The 21,244-nt window shown below is 70.3% G+C and carries 19 protein-coding genes, 1 tRNA gene and 1 other RNA gene; 10 read left to right on the forward strand and 11 right to left on the reverse strand.

All coding sequences use genetic code 11. The features are described 5' to 3' along the window. The 3 genes from PKE79_RS12140 to PKE79_RS12150 form a co-directional block, all read right to left on the reverse strand. Positions 1-184, reverse strand: a 184-nt coding sequence (locus tag PKE79_RS12140; protein WP_271173959.1) for a hypothetical protein, incomplete at its 3' end; no start/stop codon positions are given. Further along, complete coding sequence (gene imuA', locus PKE79_RS12145; RefSeq protein WP_271173960.1) at positions 181-972, reverse strand: DnaE2-dependent mutagenesis accessory factor ImuA'; 792 nt, start codon at positions 970-972, stop codon at positions 181-183. The genes PKE79_RS12140 and imuA', both read right to left, overlap by 4 nt. A gap of 130 nt (positions 973-1,102) precedes the next feature. Further along, positions 1,103-2,251 carry a hypothetical protein gene (locus PKE79_RS12150; RefSeq protein WP_271173961.1) on the reverse strand — a complete coding sequence of 383 codons (1,149 nt, stop codon included), beginning with the start codon at positions 2,249-2,251 and terminating at the stop codon, positions 1,103-1,105. A gap of 154 nt (positions 2,252-2,405) precedes the next feature. Here PKE79_RS12150 and ssrA point away from each other — a divergent pair. From ssrA to PKE79_RS12165, 3 genes are all read left to right on the forward strand, one after another. Then, positions 2,406-2,775: a transfer-messenger RNA gene (gene ssrA, locus PKE79_RS12155) on the forward strand. Between the two features lie 144 nt (positions 2,776-2,919). After that, positions 2,920-4,233, forward strand: coding sequence for an APC family permease (locus PKE79_RS12160; RefSeq protein ID WP_271173962.1), 1,314 nt, complete (start codon positions 2,920-2,922; stop codon positions 4,231-4,233). Between the two features lie 60 nt (positions 4,234-4,293). Continuing rightward, positions 4,294-5,190: a D-alanyl-D-alanine carboxypeptidase family protein gene (locus tag PKE79_RS12165; protein WP_271173963.1), complete on the forward strand. Its 897-nt coding sequence runs from the start codon at positions 4,294-4,296 to the stop codon at positions 5,188-5,190. Between the two features lie 9 nt (positions 5,191-5,199). Here PKE79_RS12165 and PKE79_RS12170 read toward each other — a convergent pair whose 3' ends face one another. From PKE79_RS12170 to PKE79_RS12185, 4 genes are read right to left on the reverse strand one after another with little or no spacing between them, the layout of a single operon-like run. Continuing rightward, positions 5,200-6,030 carry a nucleoside hydrolase gene (locus tag PKE79_RS12170; RefSeq protein WP_271173964.1) on the reverse strand — a complete coding sequence of 277 codons (831 nt, stop codon included), beginning with the start codon at positions 6,028-6,030 and terminating at the stop codon, positions 5,200-5,202. A gap of 50 nt (positions 6,031-6,080) precedes the next feature. After that, positions 6,081-7,004 carry a hydroxymethylglutaryl-CoA lyase-like TIM-barrel protein gene (locus tag PKE79_RS12175; RefSeq protein WP_271173965.1) on the reverse strand — a complete coding sequence of 308 codons (924 nt, stop codon included), beginning with the start codon at positions 7,002-7,004 and terminating at the stop codon, positions 6,081-6,083. Next, a complete protein-coding gene (locus tag PKE79_RS12180) occupies positions 7,001-8,227 on the reverse strand; it encodes a CaiB/BaiF CoA transferase family protein (protein ID WP_271173966.1) in 1,227 nt (408 codons plus the stop codon). Before PKE79_RS12180 ends, PKE79_RS12175 begins: the two co-directional genes overlap by 4 nt. Next, complete coding sequence (locus PKE79_RS12185) at positions 8,227-9,678, reverse strand: GntP family permease (RefSeq protein ID WP_271173967.1); 1,452 nt, start codon at positions 9,676-9,678, stop codon at positions 8,227-8,229. The genes PKE79_RS12180 and PKE79_RS12185 overlap by 1 nt, the downstream gene beginning before the upstream one ends. A 106-nt stretch (positions 9,679-9,784) precedes the next feature. Between PKE79_RS12185 and PKE79_RS12190 the strand changes: the two genes are divergently transcribed. After that, positions 9,785-10,549, forward strand: coding sequence for an IclR family transcriptional regulator (locus PKE79_RS12190; protein ID WP_271173968.1), 765 nt, complete (start codon positions 9,785-9,787; stop codon positions 10,547-10,549). Positions 10,550-10,582: 33 nt separating this feature from the next. On the opposite strand, the gene PKE79_RS12195 is transcribed toward PKE79_RS12190, so the two are convergent. Continuing rightward, on the reverse strand, positions 10,583-11,404 hold the full coding sequence (locus PKE79_RS12195; protein ID WP_271173969.1) for an aldo/keto reductase: 822 nt from the start codon (positions 11,402-11,404) through the stop codon (positions 10,583-10,585). An 84-nt stretch (positions 11,405-11,488) separates the two neighbouring features. Between PKE79_RS12195 and PKE79_RS12200 the strand changes: the two genes are divergently transcribed. Continuing rightward, entirely contained in the window at positions 11,489-12,031 is a 543-nt protein-coding gene (locus PKE79_RS12200; protein WP_271173970.1) for an RNA polymerase sigma factor, read from the forward strand. A gap of 65 nt (positions 12,032-12,096) precedes the next feature. Continuing rightward, the gene (locus tag PKE79_RS12205) at positions 12,097-13,419 is read left to right on the forward strand and encodes a hypothetical protein (protein WP_271173971.1); all 1,323 of its coding nucleotides are present in this window, start codon (positions 12,097-12,099) and stop codon (positions 13,417-13,419) included. 7 nt (positions 13,420-13,426) lie between these two features. Here PKE79_RS12205 and PKE79_RS12210 read toward each other — a convergent pair whose 3' ends face one another. Beyond that, entirely contained in the window at positions 13,427-13,990 is a 564-nt protein-coding gene (locus tag PKE79_RS12210) for a hypothetical protein (protein WP_271173972.1), read from the reverse strand. Next, the gene (locus PKE79_RS12215; protein WP_271173973.1) at positions 13,987-14,823 is read right to left on the reverse strand and encodes an inositol monophosphatase family protein; all 837 of its coding nucleotides are present in this window, start codon (positions 14,821-14,823) and stop codon (positions 13,987-13,989) included. Before PKE79_RS12215 ends, PKE79_RS12210 begins: the two co-directional genes overlap by 4 nt. Positions 14,824-14,993: 170 nt before the next feature. Here PKE79_RS12215 and PKE79_RS12220 point away from each other — a divergent pair. The 4 genes from PKE79_RS12220 (at position 14,994) to PKE79_RS12235 (ending at position 20,159) form a co-directional block, all read left to right on the forward strand. Further along, positions 14,994-15,069 (forward strand) — tRNA-Lys (locus PKE79_RS12220). A gap of 383 nt (positions 15,070-15,452) precedes the next feature. Next, on the forward strand, positions 15,453-16,781 hold the full coding sequence (locus tag PKE79_RS12225; RefSeq protein WP_271173974.1) for an MFS transporter: 1,329 nt from the start codon (positions 15,453-15,455) through the stop codon (positions 16,779-16,781). A 34-nt stretch (positions 16,782-16,815) separates the two neighbouring features. Then, positions 16,816-18,501 carry an FAD-dependent oxidoreductase gene (locus PKE79_RS12230; protein ID WP_271173975.1) on the forward strand — a complete coding sequence of 562 codons (1,686 nt, stop codon included), beginning with the start codon at positions 16,816-16,818 and terminating at the stop codon, positions 18,499-18,501. A 20-nt stretch (positions 18,502-18,521) separates the two neighbouring features. After that, on the forward strand, positions 18,522-20,159 hold the full coding sequence (locus tag PKE79_RS12235) for a thiamine pyrophosphate-binding protein (protein ID WP_271173976.1): 1,638 nt from the start codon (positions 18,522-18,524) through the stop codon (positions 20,157-20,159). Between the two features lie 54 nt (positions 20,160-20,213). Here PKE79_RS12235 and PKE79_RS12240 read toward each other — a convergent pair whose 3' ends face one another. After that, positions 20,214-21,155, reverse strand: coding sequence for a LysR substrate-binding domain-containing protein (locus PKE79_RS12240; RefSeq protein WP_271174078.1), 942 nt, complete (start codon positions 21,153-21,155; stop codon positions 20,214-20,216). Positions 21,156-21,244 lie beyond the last annotated feature (89 nt).

Consider the following 21,244-nt stretch of genomic DNA (forward strand, 5'->3'; position numbering starts at 1 on the left):
GGACCGCGACCGGGGGAGCGGCGGCGCCCGCCGCAGCGGCGGTCGCCGGCGCGGCGGTCGCGGGAGCGCTCGCCTGGCGTGCCCGCGGGTCGCGTGCGGCCCGGCGTGCCGCGTCGCGCGACACGGTCCGCAGGTGCGCGGTGACCGGCCAGTCCGGCAGCCACACGACGATGGCCCTGGTCATCCGACAGCCGCCAATCCGCGTCGCGCGGCGCGCGTCTTCTGCTCGGCGCGGGCGAGCACCGCGCGAGCGCGCTCGGCGCGTTCGGCCGCCGCCGCGTCGATCCGCTCCTCCGCTGCCGGGACGGGCACCACCGCGGGCACGAGAGCCGGACGGGGCACCGCGACAGGGGCGCCCTGTGGCCCGGGCAGCTGCACGCGCACGCGCTTCGGGACGGGGGAGCGCCGCCCCGACGACGACACCGTGACGGTGCGCGCCGTGAGCAGACCGTGGCCCTCGCCGAGGCCGGACCACACGGGATCTTCGAGGTGCAGCGTCGCCTCGGCCTGCGGCCAGGGCCCGGTCACGAGCAGCACGCCGCCTCGGTCGCGCAGTCGCGCGGTCAGGCGCGCGACCTCGGCATCGCGCGGGCTCCCGGCGGGGCGCACCGCGACCACGGGGAAGACCTCGGCGATCGCCGACACCGCGGCGAGCCAGCGGTCGCCGGGCTCGGGGACGAGCGCGAAGCGCGACAGGTCGACGCCCGCAGCCTCGGCCGCCTCCGCCGAGAGCTCGGGCATCCCCACGACCGCGCACCAGGAGCCCGCTCGCGAGGGCTCGGCGAGCAGGGCCAGCAGCAGACTCGCCGCGGGATCGAGCGTGTAGACGGCGCCGGGGCGCAGGCCTCCCTCGGGGAACAGGGGCGCGAGCGCGTCGTGCACGGGCAGCGCCGTGACGCGGGCGCTCGCCCGCTGCATCCTGCTGATCTCGGTCTGCAGCCGCAGCACCTCGACCGGAAGCGCCATCCCCATCCCACCATTCTAGAAAGTATGTTCTAGCTCCGCCAGAGGAGTTGTTCGAACACTATTTCCAGCCTCCGACATCGCGGTCGAGAGGACGGTGAGAGGGGAGAAGGGGTGCTGGTCGCCTCGGAGATCCGCCTCAGCGGGCGCCGAGGAACGCGCCGTCCGCTGACCCGATGAACGCGTAGTCCGCGTAGCCGTCGCCGAAGGAGATCGAGATGCCGACCGGGGCGCCCTCCTCGTAGCCGCGCTCGACGAACATGTACGGCCCGTCGGCGAGCTCGTCGCGCGTCAGGCCGGCCTCGTCGAGCGCCTGCGCGAGCAGCTCGGGGAACGCCGCCCACGCGATGTCGTCGAAGCGGAAGCGCTCCGCATCGGGGTTCTCCGGCTGGATCGACGCCGGACCCTGGTTCTCGACGGTGCCGCCCCGGTAGAAGAAGGTGTCGAACCGGTCGGAGCCCGGTGCGGTCGCCATGTCGGCGGACACGAACTCCTCGTACACGAGCACCTGCACCGTCTCATCCGTTCCCGCGGCCTCCTCGATCGCGGCGAGGGCGCGCTGCACGCGCCCCTCCGCGAACATCGACGCGTGGTCCTCGCCGGTGATGATCGTGAGCGTCTCGGCCCGGACGTCGTCGGCCACCGGCACGAGCACGGCTGCCGCACCGGCCAGGGCGAGCACCACGTAGGCGGCGATCCGCCATCCGCGGCCCTTCGGGCCCGTGCCGATGATCGGATCTCCCTTGCGCCTGCGCGGCGCCCGCTCCGCGCCCAGCACGACCGGGCCATCCTGCCACTCGGCCACGTGCTCGCGTGCGGGCAGGCGCGACAGTCGCGCGGCATCCGGCACCTCGTCGTCGACGATCGCGACCTCGGGCGCATCCGCCTCGAGGCGCGCCACGGTCACGGATGCCCCGGGCTGATACTGCGGGATCCGCACGATGTCGACGAGCTGGCGGATGGTCGTGCGGTAGGCGGGGCGGTCGGCCGGCGCGACCGACACGTCGATCTCGCACACCGGCTGGTCGTTGATCGTCGTGCCGGTGCGGCGGAGCGCGTCGATGCGCGCGGGGGCGAAGCGCCCCGCGGCCCTGGCGGCTTCGATCTTCTTCGGATGGAGCCCGGCGAGGGAGCCCATCGACCGCGCGACGAGCACGAGGGGGAAGAAGATCGACAGGACGATGATCGCGGTGATCCAGACCCACGTGAAGCGGTCGCCGACGAAGATCGTGAAGAGGAGCGCGGCGACCCCAGCTCCGAAGACGAAGGACATGAGGAGCCTGATCACGCTTCCACGCTATCGACATCTGCCGACGGGCGGATGACCGGGGTCGCGCGGGAATGCGGGGGCTCGGGATGTGTTGTAGTCTGTAGTGCTCGGGGAAACCCGAGGTGACAACTCCACAGAGCGACAGCGGTTCCCTTCGCGAGAAGGATTCCCAGGGGCTGATCGGTTTCGACAGTGCTTGCGAATCTGCGAGAAGCGGGCCGAGGATGCAGGGTTATCTCGTAAACGCTCCCTGCGAACCAATAAGTGCCGAATCCAAGCGCACTGACTTCGCCCTCGCTGCCTAAGCGAGCCCGATAGTCCGTCAGACCGTGGTTGATCCCGACACGGACTCTGGCGTCATCTAGGGATCTTGCTGCACGGCGGTGTCGGGACGCCGTGCGGGACTCTTTCTCGACTGGGCTCGTCGACTTAGGTGTCTGTGACAAAGGTCGGAGCCGAGCAGAACGCTTTCACAGACTGCGCCCGGAGAAGCCCCAGAGACTCAGCGCTGGACGGGGGTTCGATTCCCCCCAGCTCCACCGATCGCTGTCGCACAGTGGGAAGGCCCCTCTCCTCGCGTCCGCGAGGAGAGGGGCCTTCGTCATGCTCGGGCTCGGCCCATCGCAGGTGCGCCCCCGCCTCGTCAACCCCGCGCGCGGGCGCCGCGTCGCGGACAGGATGGTCGGATGGCGATCGACTCTGACACCGGAACGCGGCTGCGAAGGGGCATCACCACCCCGCTGCTGTTCGCCTTCATCCTCGGCGACGTCCTCGGCGCGGGCATCTACGCGCTCATGGGCGTGCTCGCCGAGGAGGTCGGCGGCATGCTCTGGGCGCCGCTTCTGCTCGCCCTGCTCATGGCGCTGCTGACGGCAGGCTCGTACGCCGAGCTCGTGACGAAGTACCCGCGCGCCGGCGGCGCCGCGGTGTTCGCCGAGCGGGCGTTCCGGAACCGCCTCGTGTCGTTCCTCGTCGGGTTCAGCATGCTGGCGGCCGGTGTCGTGAGCGCGGCCGGACTGGCCCTGGCGTTCGCGGGGGAGTACCTCGCCACCTTCGTCGAGCTGCCCGCGGTTCCCGTCGCGATCGCGTTCCTCGCCCTCGTCGCGGCGATCAACGCGCGCGGCATCCGCGAGTCCATGGGCGCGAACGTCGTGATGACCGTGATCGAGGTGAGCGGCCTCGTCATCGTCGTGGTCGTCGTGGGCGTGCTCCTCGGAGGAGGCGGCGGAGACCTCGGGCGCGTCACCCAGCTGCCGGATGGCGCGGGCGGGGCGGGCGCGATCCTCGCGGGAGCGATCATCGCCTACTACTCCTTCGTGGGGTTCGAGACATCGGCGAACGTCATCGAGGAGGTGAAGGACCCGACCCGCTCGTACCCGCGCGCGCTCTTCGGCGCGCTCGCCGCGGCGGGCGCCGTCTACGTGCTCGTGGGGCTCGCGAGCGCGATCGCGCTTCCGCCGGAGGAGCTGTCCTCCTCCACCGGGCCCCTCCTCGCGGTGGTCGAGTCGACCGGTGTGGCCGTCCCCTCGTGGCTGTTCAGCGCGATCGCCCTGGTCGCGGTCGCGAACGGAGCGCTCCTCACGATGATCATGGCCAGCCGACTCACCTACGGCATGGCGGAGCAGGGGATGCTGCCGGGCGCGTTCGCGCGGGTTCTCCCGAACCGGAAGACGCCGTGGGTCGCGATCGTCGCGACGACGGTCGTCGCGATGGCGCTCACCCTGATCGGCGACCTCGCGACGCTCGCGGAGACCGTCGTCCTGCTCCTCCTCTTCGTGTTCCTCAGCGCGAACATCTCCGTGCTCGTCCTGCGTCGCGACCGCGTCGACCATCCGCACTACCGCGTGTGGACGTTCGTCCCCGTCCTCGGCATCGCGTCGTGCATCGTGCTGCTCACCCAGCAGCGCCCGATCGTGTGGGCCTTCGGGGCCGCTCTGCTCGCCCTCGGCGGCGTGCTGTACGCGGTCGCCCGCTGGACGAGCCGCGAGCGCGCGCGCTGAGTCCGCGGATTCAGGGACATCCCGGATGTCCGCGGTCCGCCTCGCGGGACACACTGGAGTGTGATCACCTCCTCTGTCCGTCGGCCTGCGGGCATTCGCATCGCGATCGTCGTCGCGGTGCTCGCGGTCGCCGCGGCGCTCATCGTCGGGCTCGTCACGTGGGCGTCGAAGGCCTCGTCGTCAGCGGTCGTCGACGGCATCGACTGGCCGTCGCAGGGGCAGGCCGCCGTCGCGATCGCCGATGGAGACGTCGTCGCGAGCTCGGACGCGCCCGTGCCGATGGCGAGCATCTCGAAGGTCGTGACGGCGCTCATGGTGCTCGAGGAGCGTCCGCTCGAACCCGGTGAGCAGGGCGGCGACTACTGGTTCACCGAGGAGTGGGACATCGCGTACCGGGACTACATCGCGCGAGGCGAGTCCGCCCTGAAGATCCCGGTCGACGGGATGCTCACGCAGCGCCAGCTGCTCCAGGGGATGCTGATCGGCTCCGCCTGCAACTACGCCGACATCCTCGTGACGAGCATCTGGGGTGACGAGGCGGCGTTCGCGACAGCCGCGGCCGCCTTCGTGTCCGAGAACGGCCTCGACGGGATCACGATGGTCGAGCCGACCGGCATCGACACCCGGAACACGGCCACGCCCGAGGCACTCATCGAGCTCGGGCGCCTTGCGCTCGAGAACCCGGTGATCGCGGAGATCGTCGCGACGCCGTCTGTGGACCTCCCGGGGGCAGGGGTGGTCGAGAACACGAACGACCTGCTCGCGGATCCGGGTGTCGTCGGCATCAAGACCGGCACTCTCGAGGGCAGCAGCCTGCTCTCGGCCAAGGATGTGCCGGACGGAGACGGCGAGACGACCCGCGTCTACGCGGTCGTGCTGGGGCAGCCCGACGACGACGCCCGGTTCACGGCGTCGCGGGAGCTGTACGCGCAGGTCGAGGCGTCGCTCGCGGAGTGAGCGACCGGCTCAGCGCGCGGCGAGACGGAGCCGTGCGAAGAGGTCCTCGATGATCAGGCGCTCGTCGAGATCGACGCACACCAGCTCGTGGGGGAGCGATCCGGGAACGGTCCGCGTGCGCGCGTGCCGGAGCGCCGTGAACGCGAGCGGCGCGCTGTCGCCGAGCGGCCAAACGGGGTCGATCGCGACGCCCTCGGGAAGCGGCAGCTGCTCGTAGCGCTCCCACAGCCATCCGCCGAGCTCTCCGGAAGACGGCAGCCGCTCCTCGAGCTCGGCGACCGAGATCGCGAGCAGCCGGTACGTCTCGGCCGGGAAGCGGATGACCTCGAGCTCCGGCTGGGCGAAGACGAACGTCGCCGCGCCGGCATCAGTGTCGCGGTTGTACTCGAACCCGTCGCCCTCGAGCAGGCCGCCGACCCAGAGGAGGCGAGTCCGCTCGACGACGTCGGGCGCGAGGCGGAGGGCGTCGGCGACGTTCGTCAGGGGGCCGCCGCACACGACGGTCAGCTTCGCGTCGGGCGTCGCCTGCGCGGCCGCATCGACGATGAGCCGCGCCGCGGCGGTCTCGCGCGGGCTGCCGTCGAACCCTGTGTCGGCTCCCGCTGCGAGCGGAAGAGGCGCGTGCGCCATCCGCGTGAGGAGCTCGGCGGCGAGTTCACGGCCGCGCTCCGCGGTGCCCTCGGATGGGCCGAACATCGGGTTGAGGAAGGAGCTCGTCACTCCGACGACGTCGTCGGATGGCGAGAGGAGGTGGTGCGCGAGCGCCACGAGGCCATCCGGGTCGCCGCCCCAGTCGTTGTCGACGACCATACGTCCTGCTGTCGCGATCGCATGCCTCATCCGCGCCTCCGCTCCGCTGCCGTGGATGAAAACATTACACGCTTAATGTTTTAGTCTGGCGTGTCACCGACCACCCACGGGAACGCCTTCGCCCGGCTGCGCGCGCCGGAGCGCGCTCGCGACCGGTCGGGCTCGCCGAGCGTCGTCGTGATCTCCTCACCGAGGCGGACGAGGGTGCCGAAGGCGTCGGGAGTGAGCCAGTCGGGGCGGAAGGCGAAGGCGAGGTCCTCCAGGGCGGTGTTGCCGGAGGCGCCCGGCGCGAACGGGCATCCGCCGAGGCCGCCGAGCGCTCCGTCGACGACGGTCGCGCCGCCATCCGCCGCGGCGGCGGCGTTGGCGACGCCGAGGCCCCACGTGTCGTGCCCGTGGAAGACGACGCCGAGACCGGGGCGCGCGGACGCGGCCAGCGCGACGCGTTCGCGCACCTCCGCCGGATGAGCCTGGCCGAGCGTGTCGCAGACGACGACGTCGACAGCGCCGTCGGTGCGCGGGTCGTCGAGGATGCGCGCGAACCGCTCGAGGGGGACCTCGCCCTCGAAGGGGCACGTGAACGACGTCGCGATGCAGAGCTGCACGCTCCCGCCGACCTCCGCGGCCGCCGCGATCGCATCGGGCATGGCGGCGAGCGAGGTCTCAGTGTCGCGCCCGATGTTCGCCTGATTGTGGCTGTTGGATGCCGAGAAGCAGTACTGGAAGTTCCGCACGCCCGCGGCCGCCGCGCGCTCGACGTGGCGCGGCGTGGCGACCCAGACCCAGACGCGGTCGCGCTCGTCGGGGGTGAGGGCCGCGACGACGTCGAGTGTGTCGGCGAGCGCGGGCACGAGGTCGGGCCGCGCCATCGAGCCCACTTCGATGTGCTCGACGCCGAGGGCGAAGAGCTCGCGGACGAGCTGCACCTTCCGCTCGGTGGGGAGCGGTCTGCCGACGAGCTGGAGGCCGTCGCGGAGCGTGACGTCGCGATACTGCAGGGTCATCGAAGGTCCTCCTCGTAGGCGTCGATCCGCGCGTCGTCCCAGCCGAGCTCGCGCAGCACGTCGCGCGTGTGCTCGCCGAGATCGGGCCCGACGTGCGCGATGGGAAGCGATCGCCCGCCGAACACGGGCACGATGCCCGGGAATCCGACGCCCTCGCGGACGCCCTCTCCGTCGTCGACGTCGAAGCGCTGGATCATGTCGCGGGCCGCGTACTGCTCGTCAGCGCAGACATCCTCGGCCGTGTAGATCGGGCCGGATGGCACGCCCGCGGCATCGAGCACGGCAAGCGCCTCCTGGCTCGTGAGCCCGGCCGCCCACGCCCCGATCGCGTCGTCGAGGCGATCGCGCGCGGCCCACCGGCCCTCGTTCGACTGCAGATCGGGCGCGGAGGCGAGGTCGGGTCGGCCGATCGCCGTCATGTACCGCTGATAGATGGCATCTCCGTTGCCCGCGACGACGATGCTCTTGCCGTCTGCGCACAGGTACGCGTTCGACGGGGCGATGCCCTCCATCCGCCCTCCCGTGCGCTCGCGACGGACACCGTACGCCTCCCAGTCGGGGACGAGCGACTCGGTCACCGACAGCATCGCCTCGTTGAGCGCGACGTCGATCACGCGATCGCCGAACGGCGTCTCGCGCAGCCGACCCGCGTCTCGAAGACGCGCGAAGAGCGACATCGCGATGCCGAACGCCGCGTAGATGCCCGCGATCGTGTCGCCGATCGAGACGCCCGTGCGGCTCGGCGGTCGCCCGGGCTCTCCGACGAGCTCGCGGAAGCCGCCGTACGCCTCGGCGACGGCGGCGAAGCCGGGCCGGTGCGACAGGGGGCCGCTCTGGCCGAACGCGGAGATCCGCGCGACGATCAGGTCGGGGTTCGCCTCCTCGAGCGCGGCGGCGTCGAGGCCCCACCTCTCGAGGGTGCCGGGGCGGAAGTTCTCGAGGAGCACGTCGGACGTGCGGATGAGGTCGAGCACGATCGCGCGGCCCTCGTCGCTGCGCAGATCGACCACGACCGATCTCTTCCCGCGGTTGATCGTGCGGTAGAGCATCGAGGTCTCGCCGCGGTGCAGACGCCAGCGGCGCAGCTCGTCGCCCGTGCGCGGCCGCTCGACCTTGATCACGTCGGCGCCGAAGTCGGCGAGCAGGCGCCCTGCCGTCGGCGCCGCGATGTAATTGCCGAGCTCGAGGACGCGGACGCCGTCGAGGGGGCGGAAGGGAGACATCAGAGGAACACCGCCAGGACGAGGGTCATCGCGAGCGCGATGACGGAGGCGAGGGAGACGCCCACGGTCACGGTCTTGAGCGCGCCGCGCACGGACTGCCCGAGGAACGACTGCAGCAGCCAGAACGTGTTCGAGGTGACGTGCACGCAGAAGAGCGCTCCGGCGCCGGCCGCGAGGGCGATGAGCAGCGGGTCGAGCCCGAGGCTCGTCGCGACCGGCGCGATGACACCCGCCGCGGTGATCGCCGACAGGGTGACGGAGCCGACCGCGATGTGGAGCACGGCGGCCATCACCCAGACGACGAGCAGGGGAGCGAACGTCGTCGCCTGGAAGTACCCCTGCAGGATGGCGCCGAGGTCGCCCTCGGAGATGACGGCGGCGAGCGACCCGCCGACGCCCGTGAGGACGAAGATCTGCCCGCCGTCCTGGAAGCCCTTCACGAGCGACTTCTCGATGCGCTGCGTGCCGACCGCGCGGCGCCCGATCATGCCGGTCGCGATGACGGCGAACAGCAGGGCGATGACCGGATTGCCGATGAACTGCATCGCCGGCACCTCGATCGCCAGGACCGTCAGCACCGCCTGCGCGGCGATGAGCAGGAGGGCCGTGAGCATCGGGGCGAACAGGAGCAGGAGCGGCTGCTCGCGCTCGGTGCGCTCGGCGACGGCCGTGTATCCGTGCGGCACGCCGCCGAGCGCGGTGCGCACCGTGCCCGTCCGCGTGCGATCGATGCGCGGCGACGAAGCGGATGGCGCGGTGTCGGTCGAGCCATCCGCCGCGTCTTCCTTGGTCGGCTCCTCGACGATCGCCTTCTCGTCCTTCTCGGGGTTCCAGAAGCCGAGGCGGAAGGCGATCGTCATGAGCATGATCGTGAGGATCACGGTCGGCACGACCACGACGAGGCCGCCGATGAGCATGACGCCGAGCGGCACGCCGAGGAGGCCCGCGAGCGCGACCGCCGCGAAGCCCGGCACCATGAGCACGATGCCCGTCTCGAGGCTCACCGCGAAGACGACGCCCATGATGCCGGTGCCGTTGCGACCCAGGCGCGGGGCGATCCGGCGCGCGAGGGGTGCGGCGATGACGATCATGACGTCGACGAAGATCGTCTGGAGGTAGGTCGCGAACGACAGGCCCAGCGCGTAGGGCACGCCGCGCTTGCCGAACATCCGCAGGAGGCCGTCGACGAGCCGTGTGATCGCGCCCATCTCGTTGAGCATCGCTCCGATGAGCACACCCCACGCGATGAGCAGGCCGGCTTCCATCATGACGTCGCCGAAGCCGCGGGTCATGGTCGTCACGGTGTCGACCGGCCCGAGGCCGGTGAGCAGGCCGATCGCGGCCGCACCGACCGCGAGCGCGATCACGGGGTTGATGCGGAACCGCACGATCGCGAAGACCACCCCGACGATGACGAGTCCGACGACTCCCAGCGTGTACCACTCGTTCACAAACGGCCTCTCCCTTGAAGCGTCATCCTGCTCCTGCTCTGATCCCACACTGTAGGAGCAGTCTCACGATGTGGGCAAGCTGACGTCCGGTCCCTAGGATCGCCTCATGGCCGAACAGCCGCTCCTCGTCCTCGCGAAGATCACCGCCATCCTCGACGCGTTCACGCTCAGCGAGCCGCTACGGACGGCGAGCGAGATCCGCGCCTCGACGGGCCTGCCCGCGTCGACCGCGCACCGGCTGCTGGCGAACCTCGTCGACCACGGGTTCCTCGAGCGCGAGGGCGAGCGGTACCGGATCGGCGTGCGGATGGCGTACTGGGCCGGCCCCGCGACCCGCGCGCGCGACTTCACGGAGCTCCTGACGCCGCAGCTGCAGGCGCTGCGCGACGAGACGGGGGAGACGGCGTGCTTCTTCCGCGTCGAGCAGGGCGCGCGGGTGTGCGTGGGGGTTGCGGAGACGCGCCACGGTCTCAAGCGCGAGATGTACGTCGGGCGCATCCAGCCGCTGCACGTCGGCAGCTCGGGCCGCGTGCTCCTCGCGTGGACCGACGGTCTGCTCGACGAGGTCGCATCGGGGGAGCTGCCCGCGCTGACCGAGGCGACCATCACCGACCCCGACGTGCTGCGCGCGGCGGTCGCGCAGACGCGCGCCGCGGGCTACGCGATCACCGTGGGCGAGCGCATGGAAGCGGCCTCGGGGCTCGCGGCTCCCGTCTTCGACCAGCACGCGGCGCTCGTCGGCGCGCTCACGGTGATGGGCCCCACCCTCCGGATGCCCGTCGAGGTCTGCGAGCAGCTCGTCGACGCGGTCGTCACCGCGGCCGACGCGCTCACGGCCGCGTTCGGCGGGCGCAAGCCCAGCGCGGCCTGAGCCCGCCTCTCTGCCGGATCAGGCCCATTCGCCTCAGTCGAGCGAGGGGTCCCGGCCCGTTCGGAGGCCTGACTCGAGTGCCGCGATCGCCGCGAGATCATCCGCGTCGAGCTCGAACCCGAGGACGTCGATGTTCGCGCGGATCCGCGCAGGGGTGACGGACTTCGGGATGACGACGTTGCCGAGCTGCAGGTGCCACCGGATGACGACCTGCGCCGGGGCGACGCCGTGCTTCTCGGCGATGCGGGCCAGGGCGGGGTCGTCGAGGAGGCGCCCGCGTGCGAGCGGCGACCACGCCTCGGTCACGATGCCGTGGGCGGCGTGATACGCACGCAGGTCGGCCTGCGGCAGGAGAGGGTGCAGCTCGACCTGGTTCACGACGGGGGCCACGTCAGTCTCCGCGCGGAGGCGATCGAGGTGCGCGATCGCGAAGTTGGAGACGCCGATCGAGCGGGCCCGCCCCTCCTCGCGGATCCGCTCGAGGGCGCGGTAGGTCTCGACGTAGCGGTCGCGCGAGGGGATCGGCCAGTGGATGAGGTACAGGTCGACGGCGTCGAGGCCGAGGCGATCGAGACTCGCGTCGAAAGCGCGCAGCGTCTCGTCGAAGCCGTGGTCGTCGTTCCAGACCTTCGTCGTGACGAAGACCTCGTCGCGGGGGATCCCGCTTGTGCGGATCCCCTCGCCGACGCCGCGCTCGTTCTCGTAGAGGGCTGCGGTGTCGATGTGGCGGTATCCTGCCTCGATCGCGACCCGCACGCATTCGGCGGCGTCGGCATCCGGGATCTTGTACACGCCGAGACCGAGCTGAGGGATCGAGCGTCCGTCGGAGAGGGGGATGAGCGCGTGCGACGTCATGCCTCCACTCTGCCGCAGGCCGCGTGCAGGATGTCGGCGCGTCGCGTGCAAGATCCGTGGGCGTCGCGACAGAGACATGGTGTGATGAGCGTGCGCACCGCAGCGGAGGATCCGCCGGCCGAGGGAGGCACGATGCCCGACGACCTCGCCTGGTTCACGGCGGTCGTGCGCGCCCATGCGAGCGCGCTGGTGAAGTACTTCGCCCGGCGCGGGCCCCGGCAGGATGCCGAGGACCTCGCGTCGGACGTCTTCGCGGTCGCATGGCGCCGACGTGCCGACGTGCCGCGAGGGGCGGAGCTCCCGTGGCTCTATCGCACCGCCGAGCTGACCCTCGCGAATGCGCGTCGGAAGCACGTCGACCTCCCGGTCGAGACCCTGCCCGAGTCGGGAGCGTCTCGCGTCGCCGACGATCCCGAGCTGCACGCGCTGTTCGACGCCGAGCTGCGCGGTGCGCTCGCCGCGGTGGGGGAGCGGGACCGGCGGATCCTCCTGCTGCACGCCTGGGAGGGGCTCGACGGCGAGGAGCTCGCGGCGGTGCTCGGCATCTCGCGCTCGGGTGCAGACGCCGCGCTCTCGCGCGCCCGAGCGCGGCTGCGCGCCGCCTGGGGCGAGCGCCTCCGGTTCTGATCCCGCCGCAAGATCCGGCCTTCCCGCCACATAGGCAGGGAGAGCGAGCATTCCAGGAGGACGCCATGAACGCGCATGACCAGGACCCGGTCGACCGCCTCCGCGAGGCGGACCCGGCAGCGGACGTCGAGCCCAGGGAGGGCTTCGCCGACGCGGTGATCGCGGCGGCGACCGCGGAGGGCGCGGCACCGGTCGATCTGGACGCCGAGCGCGCTCGCCGCGGACCGCGGCGGATGGCCGTGCTCGCGATCGCGGCCTCGGTCGCGCTCGCGCTCGTCGTCGGAGGGCTCGCGGGCTACGGTCTCGCCGCGGGCCAGGCGACCGCCGGATCGGGCACCGGTTCTTCGGACGCCGGGGTCTCGGATGGCGACGGAGCGGCACCGCCGATCTCGCTGCCCAGAGAGGGCGGCCCCGCGCAAGGAGGCGCACTCGCCGATCGGGGCGCGGCGGAATCCGGTTCGCAGGACCTCTCCGCACAGTCGTCGGACACGAGCTACCCGTACGGGTACTCGTCGCGGAGCTCGTTCCGGTCGTCGATGCTGCTCTCGTCGAGCGGCGGCCGGGCGGCTGCGTATGGCTACGACGCTGCCGCGTCGTCCACTGCGGAGAAGGTGGGCGCCTTCGCCGCGGCTCTCGGCGTCGAGGGCGCCCCGGAGATCCGCGACGGGATGTGGGTGGTCGGCCCACAGGACGGCAGCGCTGCGTCGTTCAGCGCGAGTCTCGACGGCACTCTCGGCTTCTGGTTCTGGAGCGGCGGGGATCCATGGGCGTGCAGCAAGGCCTGCGTCGCCCCGGAGGAGGGCCCCGCCATCGCCGCCGCGCGCGACCTGATGACGCGGCTCGGAGAGGACCCGGCCGCGTACGAGTACACGTCGGAGACCTGGGAGGGGTCCGCGACCCGCTCGGTCTCGATCTGGACCGTCATCGATGGCCAGCGCATCGATAGCGCCCTGCACCTCGACTACGCCGCGGAGGGGATCGTCAGCGGATACGGCGCCCTCGCCGACATCGTGCCGTTCGGAGAGTACGAGGTCGTCAGCGAGCAGGAGGCGTTCGAGCGCCTGTCCGACCCGCGCTTCGGTGCTCAGCTGACGACCCTGCCCGAGGCGCTGCGCGAGGGCGTGGAGGGTGAGGAGTGGACGCCGCCGACGGCCGCGCCCTCGCTGCCGGAGCCGGGCGCGTCGGTCTCATGGAGCGTCAACGACGTCGAGATCGTGTCGGCACGCCTCGGGCTCGCGAGCCACTGGCAGGCCGATGGGTCCGTGCTGCTCGTGCCGACGTACGAGTTCACCGACTCCGCCGGCGGAACGTGGAGTGTCATCGCCGTCGCCGAGTCCGCACTGGACTTCTCCTCGGCGGAGGGCAGCCATTACGGCTGGATCGAGTGACGCGTGCTCAGCCGCGCCACGTGATGACGGCGAGGCCGCTCTTCGTGTCCGCGAGCGCGACCCATCCGTCGCCGAACGCGTACGTCATGCCGTACCCCTGCTCATCCGCCCATTCCGTCGAGGGCATGCTCTCGGTGAGGTAGACGACGCCGTCGGCCTCCTCGCGCTTCCAGCCCTGGTCGGCGAGGTACCCCTGCAGCTCTGCGGAGACATCCGCCTCGACGGGAGCCCATCCGTACATCTGGACGACGTCGGTCGCTCCGGCCTCGAAGTCGCCCCACGTGCAGCTGACGCCGCCGGGCACCTCGGTGGGGCCGACGTAGAACGGATCGGTGCGCGCCGTCCACCCCAGTTCGGCGAACTGGTCGACGAGCGCGGGCGCGATGATCGTCTCGCAGGTCGGCGCGCCGCCACCCGCACTGGAGGCGCCGCCGTTTGCGGATGATCCGCCGTCGGACGGCGTCTTGGGCGTGAGCGGCGAGGCGCAGCCGACCAGCATCGCGGCGGCGACGAGGAGGGTCGCTCCCGCCGCGGCGAGGGAGCGCCGAGTGCGGGCCGCCCCGGTCGTCACGTCGTGGCCTGCGGCGGGGCGGCGAGGAGCTCGAGGAAGGCGTCGTGGAGGACGCCGTTGGTCGCGAGAGCCGAGCCCTCCGCGATCGTCGGCGCGCCATCGAAGGAGGTCATGCGACCACCGGCCTCGGTGACGATCGCGGCGGCCGCGGCGAGGTCGTACTCCTTGACGTCGAACTCCGCGACGAACTCGAGACGGCCCTCGGCGAGGAGCATGTACGACCAGATGTCGCCGTATGCGCGGTCGCGCCACACGCGGCGGCTCAGGGTGATGAGCTCGTCGAGGTGGCCCGCGTCGTCCCACTGCGCGATGCTTTGGAAGCTCACGCTCGCATCGTCGAGATCGGCGACGTCGGACACGCGGATGGGCCGCGGCTTGCCGCCGTCGACGCTCGTCCAGGCGCCGAGGCCCTCGGCCGCCCACCAGCGGCGGCGCATCGCGGGGGAGCTCACGACGCCGAGGCGCGGATAGCCCTCGATGTCGAGCGCGATCATCGTGCCCCACGCGGGGACGCCGCGGAGGAAGTTCGCCGTGCCGTCGATCGGGTCGATGATCCAGCGGCGAGGCGCGTCGTCGTCGCGGCCGTACTCCTCGCCGAAGATCCCGTCGTCCGGGCGCTCGGTCGCGAGGATGTCGCGGATGGCGCGCTCGGCGGCCAGGTCGGCATCGGTCACGTGGCTGCGGTCGGCCTTGCGCGAGATCTCGAGGTCGGCGGAGTCGAAGCGCGGCAGCGTCTGGGCGTCGGCGGCGTCGGCGAGGCGGAGGGCGAGCGCGAGATCCTCGTCGAGGCCGGCGCGAGCGGGGGATGCGGGAGTCGACGAGGGGGAGGTCACCCGCTCAGGATATCGGCGCCGCCGCGACCGGCCCTGAGGTTCAGAGCACGCGTGAGGGGTGCACAGGAGACGCACAGGCACGCCCGGGCGCACCTCGATTCGCGCGGGCCTGGCGAGCCTGGTAACGTAGTCTCTCGGTTCGCAGGGAAGGAATTCCCGGAGAACGGAACGCACCTCTAGCTCAATCGGCAGAGCAACTGACTCTTAATCAGTGGGTTCAGGGTTCAAGTCCCTGGGGGTGCACCACCTGAAGGCCCGAGAGCCGCGGAAACACGCGGAACTCGGGCCTTCGTCGTATCCGGGGCCAGCTCCGAACGGGGCGGTTTCACCAAGAAATACACCACGAAACCCTCCGCTGAGCCCGTTCCCGAGCAGGTGGGAGGTCCCGCCGCGGACGGCGACGACGCCTCCCGCGCACGGGCTCGCGCAATGCCCGCGCATGACGACCCCGATCAATTCCTCATGGGTGCCGATGCACTCCGTCGAATCTAGCGTGGCGAGCGTCAATTCGATCGAGGTTAAAAGATAAGCCAGAATGTTGTGCTTGTCCTAAGAGAGGGGGAGGCTCAGGCTGGTCTCACCGACCAGACGAGAAAGTCTGGGTCCGCCTCAAACGGAAGGTCTCAATGATGAGCAACACGCCTTCGACGAGCAGCACCGAACCGGTCGCCATCGACACCGCGACCTTGCGCACCCCGCAGATGAAGCGGATCCTTGCATCCAGCTTCCTGGGCAGCGCGATCGAGTTCTACGACTTCCTGCTCTACGTCACTGCGGCCTCGCTGGTCTTCCAGCACATTTTCTTCGACAATCTGCCCCCGGCGGTCGCCGTCTTCGCCTCCTTCGGCACCCTCGCCGCGGGCTACGTCGCCCGTCCCATCGGTGGGATCATCTTCGGTCACTACGGCGACCGGCTCGGACGCAAGGGCGCGCTCGTCGTCTCGATGGTGATGATGGGGCTTGCCACCGTTGTCATCGGGCTGCTTCCCACGTACGCGCAGATCGGCGTCGCCGCGCCGATCCTGCTCGTCGTCCTGCGGGTGCTGCAGGGAATCGCCGTCGGTGGGGAGTGGGGCGGAGCGGTTCTCATCGCGCTTGAGCACGCACCCGGGGGCCGGCGGGGGTTCGCCGCGTCGTTCGCCAATCTCGGCGCCCCGGCGGGAGCCGCGATGGCCACCGCTGCCCTTGGTCTGGCCACGCTGCTGCCCGCCGACCAGTTCCAGGACTGGGGCTGGAGAATCCCGTTTCTCCTCAGCGCCGGGCTGCTGGCCGTCGGCCTGTTCGTGCGCCTGAAGGTCGTGGAGAGCCCTCTCTTCCAGACGTTCGAGAAGGAGGCCGAGAAGCGCCGTCTCCCGATCATCGACGTTTTCGCGAAGCACTGGCGCGTGGTCGTCCTCGGCGTGCTCGTCGCGATGAGCCAGCTGACGATCTCGGGGATGGCCAGTGCATGGGCCGTGAATGTCGCCGTCACTGCCGGTGCCGACTCGACCGGCGTGCTCACCTCGAAGACGCTCGCCGCGGTGGCCATGTTCGTCGCCACCATCGTCGGCGCTCGACTCTGCGACCGTTACGGGCGACGCCCGATCCTGGCGATCGGCATCATCGCGGCGATTCTCTTCGCGTTCCCCTTCGTGTTCCTCGCCCAAGGAGGCACCGTCCTGAGCTTCGCCGTCGCCGTGTTCGTCGCCCAGGGGCTGCAGGGGTTCATCCTCGGTCCGCTTGCGTCGTTCCTGTCCGAGCTGTTCCCTACCGCCGTGCGCTTCACCGGAGCCTCGCTCTGCTTCCAGGGCGCCTCCGCCATCGGCACCGGGTTCACGCCACTCGTGGCGGCGGCCCTGATGACCGCGGGCGGAACGATCCTGCTCGGGTCCGTGTGGGTTGCGGTGCTGGTGCTCTGCCTCATCGCGGTCTTCATCGCGCGAGAAGGGCGCACCCTGGACCTCTCCGACATCCACTGAACCCGGCGCCTGAAAGCAATCCTGGAGGACGACATTGACCATCGACACGGACGTCATCATCATCGGCGGTGGACCCGTCGGTCAGACCGCGGCCATCGACCTGCACGCGCGGGGGATCTCCAGCGTCATCGTCGAGAGGCGGCGCTACCTTGAACCGCCGAACGTGAAGTGCAACCACGTCTCGTCGCGCACGATGGAGCGTTTCCGTCAGCTCGGTCTCGCCGAGGAGGTCCGCAACGCGGGTCTGCCCGCCGACTACCCCCAGGATGTGGCCTTCCGTACGACCCTGACCGGGTGGGAGATCGGTCGCATCCCGATCCCTGCCCGTCGAGACAGGTACACCTCGCGTACCGGCCCCGACACCTCCTGGGCGACGCCCGAACCGCCGCACCGTATCAACCAGACGTTCCTCGAACCGATTCTGCAGAAGCACGCGTCGTCGTTGCCGGGGGTCACGGTGCTCTGGGAGTCGGAGTTCCGCCGCTATGAGCAGACGGAGGACGGCGTGCTGGCCGTCGTCACGGACCTGGACGGCGGGAACGAGCGGGTCATCCGAGGCCGCTTCCTCATCGGCGCCGATGGAGGGCGTTCGCTGGTGCGCAAGCAGATGGGGGCCAGGCTCTCGGGCGATGCTGTCCTGCAGAGCGTGCAGTCCACCTGTATCCGCGCCGAGGGCCTCTACGAACTCGCCGGCGGTGACAGGGCCTGGAGCTACTACATCTACAACGAACGTCGTTGCGGCCACATCTACGCGATCGACGGGCGAGAGGTCTTCCTCGTGCACAATTACCTCGCTGACGGAGAATCGTCGGAGAGCGTGGATCGCGACCGCGCGATCCGCACGATCCTCGGCGTGGGCGACGATTTCTCGTATGAGGTCGTCTCGAAGGAGGACTGGGTCGCGCGACGTCTCGTCGTCGACAAGCTGCGAGAGGGCAACGTCTTCCTCGCCGGTGACGCCGCGCACCTGTGGGTTCCCTACGCCGGGTACGGCATGAACGCGGGTATCGCCGATGTGCTCAACCTGACCTGGTCCCTCGCGGCCGTGCTCGACGGCTGGGCCGGCGTCCGGATGCTCGACGCGTACCAGGCCGAACGACTCCCGATCACCGATCAGGTGTCGCGCTTCGCCATGGGTCACCAGCGCAAGGTCGCCCTCTCCCGGATCCCCGCGCACCTCGAGGCTCACACCGAGGAGGGCGCCCGCGAGCGCGCCGCCTTGGGGCAGGCCGCGTACGAGCTCAACGTGCAACAGTTCGCCGCAGAGGGCCTGAACTACGGCTACGTCTACGACAGGTCGCCGATCATCTCATACGACGGCGAAGCCGCGCCGAGCTATTCGATGGGCGACTACACGCCGTCGACGGTACCCGGCACGCGCGCGCCGCACTTCTGGCTCGCCGACGACGTCTCTCTCTACGACGAGCTTGGCCTCGGCTACACCCTCCTCGCCCTCGGGGACACCGCCGCGGCGGAGCCGCTGATGGCTGCCGCGCGCGACGCGAATCTGCCGTTGAAGCTGATCGCCGTCGCCGACGGCGTCGCTCCCGACGTGTATCGCGAGGCCTACGTGATCGTGCGACACGACCAGCACATCGCGTGGCGGGGGCAGATCATCCCGCACGACCCCAACCACCTGATCGACATCCTGCGCGGAGCGGCCCCTCATCTCACCACCGCCCTCGGCGTGGTCGAGGAGCCGACTTCCGTCCCGGCCTGAGTCACACGAGAGAGAACACTATGAAAAGGACTGGTGGCGAGCTGCTCGCGGAACAGCTCATCGCGCAGGAAGTGAAGACCGTATTCGGCGTTCCGGGCATCCAGCTGGACTACGCGGTCGACGGGTTCGCGCAGCACCGTGACGACATAGATTTCATCTCCGCCCGGCACGAGCAGGGCGCGGCGTATATGGCGGACGGGTATGCGCGTGTCTCCGATCGCCCGGGTGTGGCGATCGTCGTCCCGGGTCCCGGCCTGCTCAACGCCGGCGCGGCGCTGTCGACCGCATTCGCGACGAACAGCCGGATGGTGTGCATCACCGGCCAGATCCCGTCACCCACGATCGGGCGCGGGCTCGGGATGCTGCACGAGATCACCGATCAGTCGGGGGTACTGAAGTCCCTGACGAAGTGGAGCGGTATCGCCCGCACGCCGGAGGAGATTCCCGACCTCGTCCAGGAGGCGTTCCGCCAGGTGGGTTCTGGACGGCCTCGACCGGTCGGCATCGAGATCCCGCCGGATGTCCTCAAGGCGACCACGTCCGCGACGGCGGTCGCGCCGGCCGAGATCGAACCGACGGTTCCCGACGCCGGGGAGATCTCTCGATCGGCCGCGCTACTGCGAGGAGCCGAGGAACCCGTGATCTTCGTTGGCGGAGCGGTGCGCGACGCCGCCGCGAGCCGAGCACTCGCCGCGCTCGCCGAGAAGCTGGGGGCACCGGTGGTCATGAGCCGCAACGGCAAGGGCGCGTTGAGCGATCGGCATCCCCTCGCGCTGTCGCGCCTCGCTGGAGTACCTGCGATGGAGGCCGCGGACGTCATCCTGGTGGTCGGCTCCCGCTTCATCACCATCGAGGGCAAGCCCTTCGTGCAAGCCGGTGACCGCAAACTTATCGCTCTGAACGCGGACGTTGCCGACACAGGAGCGCCTCGTGCCTACGACGAGCGGATCATCGCCGACGCACGGCTGGGTCTGGAGGCTCTCACGGCCGAGCTCGGCGAGTTCTCACGGGCGGCACGCGACCTCGAGCCGCTGCGAGCTGTCGAGCAGGAGAAGCTGCGCCTGATCGCTCCCCAGATCGAATGGCTGCAGGCCATCCGGCGCGCGCTTCCTGACGACGGGGTTCTCGTCGAGGAGCTGACGCAGGTCGGATACGCAGCCCGCCTGGCGTACCCGGTCTACGAGGCAGGGACCTACATCACGCCCGGCTACCAGGGAACGCTCGGCTACGGATTCCCGACGGGACTCGGCGCACGCGTGGGAAAACCGAGCAGTCCCGTCGTCTCGATCAACGGTGACGGTGGCTTCGGCTGGAGCCTGCAGGAGCTGTCAACGGCGGCGAAGTACGGGATCGGGCTGGTGACGGTGGTATTCAACAACGGTTCGTTCGGAAATGTGGAGCGCATCCAGCAGGACACCTTCGGCCGCACCATCGGCGTCGATCTGCACAACCCGGATCTGCGCACCCTCGCCAAGGCCTACGGCGTGGAAGCCGAGCGGGTCACCACGCCAGCGGGACTTGGGGCCGCGATCCGCAATGCCGCCGCTGCGAATCAGCCCATCCTGCTCGAGGTCCCTATGACCGACGTGCCCGATCCCTGGAAGCTCCTCGCCGAACGGAGCATTCCCGGAGAGCGACCGGCGAAGTCCGCGCACTGACCGGCGGTTCGTCACGGACGGCCCGCGCCCGAACGAGACGGAGTCGGGCCGTCCTCAGAGGGCTCCGGCTCGCACTGCGTCAGAGTCGATGTACTCGCCCTCGTGCCCGAACTCGTGCTTGCAGAACTCCACCAGCGCCGTGATCTTGGCAGTCGGGATGGTCCCGTCGGGGTAGGCGACGACGACAGCATTCGGCTCGAGCTCGTCGGCGATCCGGCAGTAGGAGATGGGGAGGCCGTCGTACGTGTGGTCACCGAACGGCCGACCCATGATGATCGAGTACCCGAGCCCGCGGGCCACCATCGAGCGGATCGTCTCGGCGTTGGTGCTGCGCCACTTGATGCGGGGGGTCACGCCCGCCTTGCGCATCATCGTCTCGACGTGTCCGATGGAGGGCTGCACGCCGAGCAGGATCGCGTCCTCCTCTTCGAGCTCCTTCAGATGCACCTCCTCACGCGCTGCCAGGGGATGGCTCGGGGCGAGCGCGAGTTGCAGTCGGACGGGCACGACGTCCTCGCCGCGGATGCCGTTCTCCAGGTGATTGCGATACAGCAGCGCCGCGTCCAAGTCGCCACGACGCAGCTTCGCCTGCAGGTCGGAGGACGCCCCTTCGCTGATCTGCAGATCCACTGCTGAATGCGCCGACACGAAGTACGACGCGATGCGGGGGAACAGCCAGGGCGACAGCGTGCTGAAGCAGCCCACGCTCAGTGGTCCGGTCAACTGGCCGCGCACCGCCTCGGCCGCCCGCTGGATGTCCTCCGTCCGATGGAGGACGGCGCGGGCCTCGGCGTAGACCCAGCGGCCGGCGGGTGTCACAGCCACACCCTTGCCGCGGCGTCGCAACGTCAACTGGACTCCCAGGCTCTGCTCGAGCTGGCTGAGCGACAGAGACAGACCGGCAGGCGAGACGCGCAGTCGACGCGCCGCCAGGACGATGGATCCCTCCTCGACGACGGCGACCAGGTGCTCCAATTGTCGAAGCGTGAAGTTCATCACGGTGGACCTCCTCGTCACCATTTCAGTTCAGCTTACTACTCTCGCTGGAATGATGTGCTTGTCATAACTGCAGCGGCCGTTCAGGC

Origin of the sequence: Microbacterium barkeri (genome assembly GCF_027921765.1) — a bacterium.
Classification (GTDB): domain Bacteria; phylum Actinomycetota; class Actinomycetes; order Actinomycetales; family Microbacteriaceae; genus Microbacterium; species Microbacterium barkeri.